Origin of the sequence: Enterobacter cloacae complex sp. IR5412 (assembly GCF_049237385.1) — a bacterium.
GTDB lineage: Bacteria > Pseudomonadota > Gammaproteobacteria > Enterobacterales > Enterobacteriaceae > Enterobacter > Enterobacter intestinihominis.
Map to the genome: position 1 here is coordinate 1 of NZ_JBMKHQ010000036.1, position 1,485 is coordinate 1,485.

Sequence of the window (1,485 nt, forward strand, 5' to 3'; positions counted from 1 at the left end):
CCGGACTGCGGACGGTTTACGCAGCAGGACCCGATAGGGCTGGCGGGGGGGATAAATCTTTACCAGTATGCGCCGAATGCGCTGGGATGGGTGGATCCGTGGGGGTTATCGTGCAGAAATAGCTGGAATGATTTCCAGAGCAAAACTCGAGGTGCTTTTGCTACAAGAGGTCATGCTGCACGGGCCTACCGAGCTACTCATGGAATTTCAAAGCCAGATTTCCCTAATCCGGCGACATACCTCGATGCAGGAAAAATTAGTAGGCATTTAGAACTATTCAAGGGAGGGGTTACTAAGTTCGTTTGGGGTATTAATCCTGAATTTAGTCATTTAGGTCCTCCAGGAGGCCACTTTGTTATGCCAAGGACCGTTGCTGATGACTTAATTAGACGTTCGGGTGGGAACATTCCAAAGCTTGAAAGATTGTTAGGGTTAAATGCAGGTGATCTCGGAGACGCTCCTTTAAGAGTTGATATTAATAATCCGACAGGTTTAAGAATGCCAACAGGAAATGAACGAGGAGCAAATGAATTTTGGTTGCCGGGAGGATATACTTCAGGTGGTATCCCAGAGGCGGCCATAGATCCTACTCCGCTAAATCAATTAAAGATCACACCGTTGAAAAATTAAAAAAAGGAGGCGCAATGGATAAAATAATATTTAATAATTATGGAGTAATCCTTATCGAAAGAGAAGGGCGTTTTTTTATTAGGTTTTATTCAGGGGGGATAGTTATGAAAGAAGAGGAAGAAGAATTGAGCATTGATGAGGCCAAAAAAGTTCAAATGAGTGAAAAGGATGCTTATGAGGTTTTAATAGCCATTGAAAAAAAGAAAAGCTAAATTATTGGCCTCATTTTTAATAATTACCTGTCGATCAGTAATAAGGATGGTTTTTTACTACAAACCAAAATAAGTCGCTCAATGAGGTTCTTTGTAAAAGTTAACTTTAGCCAATTATAATAGAGAACTAAAAACACGCATGGGGGGCGTTTTTTGTTCAAAGCGATTAAAAGATAAATAAAAAATTATCTCATAGAAATCTGTAAGAAGTAATTTTCCCCTTCCACAACCATCTTGTCCGCTACTTTCGTGCCTTGCTTATCCTTGTCGGCGTGGAGTCCTTATACATTATAGCTTGAGCACGTATAAGCCCTTGCTCTAGGCGCACGCAGGGGGGCTGTCTACCCGCAGCGAATATGACCGTCTTGGCCGCCTGCATCGCCGGGATATAGTTACCGGTAATTCTCAGTGCTCTTGGTTGCACCGCTGGGATACTACCGGTAACCCGCACGAAGGCTCTGCTGAGAAGGTCACGCACAACCGCCTGACGCAGCTGAACGGCATTCGCTGGCGCTATGACGTCCACGAACGCACCATGGAGAAGGATAATGGCCAGACCCGCTGGCACTACCGCTACGACGGCGAGCACCGCCTGACGGAGGTCATCAGCCAGCCACGGGACCGCAACAGACCGCAGACGGAG

The 1,485-nt window shown here is 45.7% G+C and carries 2 protein-coding genes and 1 pseudogene; all 3 read left to right on the plus strand.

Features of this window, described 5'->3' with window-relative positions:
* Positions 1 to 630, plus strand: a 630-nt coding sequence (locus tag ACOTX2_RS24970; RefSeq protein WP_421626004.1) for an RHS repeat-associated core domain-containing protein, incomplete at its 5' end; no start/stop codon positions are given.
* A 14-nt stretch (positions 631 to 644) separates the two neighbouring features.
* Complete coding sequence (locus tag ACOTX2_RS24975; RefSeq protein ID WP_023300305.1) at positions 645 to 842, plus strand: hypothetical protein; 198 nt, start codon at positions 645 to 647, stop codon at positions 840 to 842.
* 331 nt (positions 843 to 1,173) lie between these two features.
* Positions 1,174 to 1,485: pseudogene (locus tag ACOTX2_RS24980) on the plus strand (RHS repeat protein); the annotation flags it as partial.

What these genes read in the sequence shown, in the direction of transcription:
- ACOTX2_RS24975 (WP_023300305.1), top strand. Translation starts at nt 645, where the DNA reads ATGGATAAAATAATATTTAATAATTATGGAGTAATCCTTATCGAAAGA.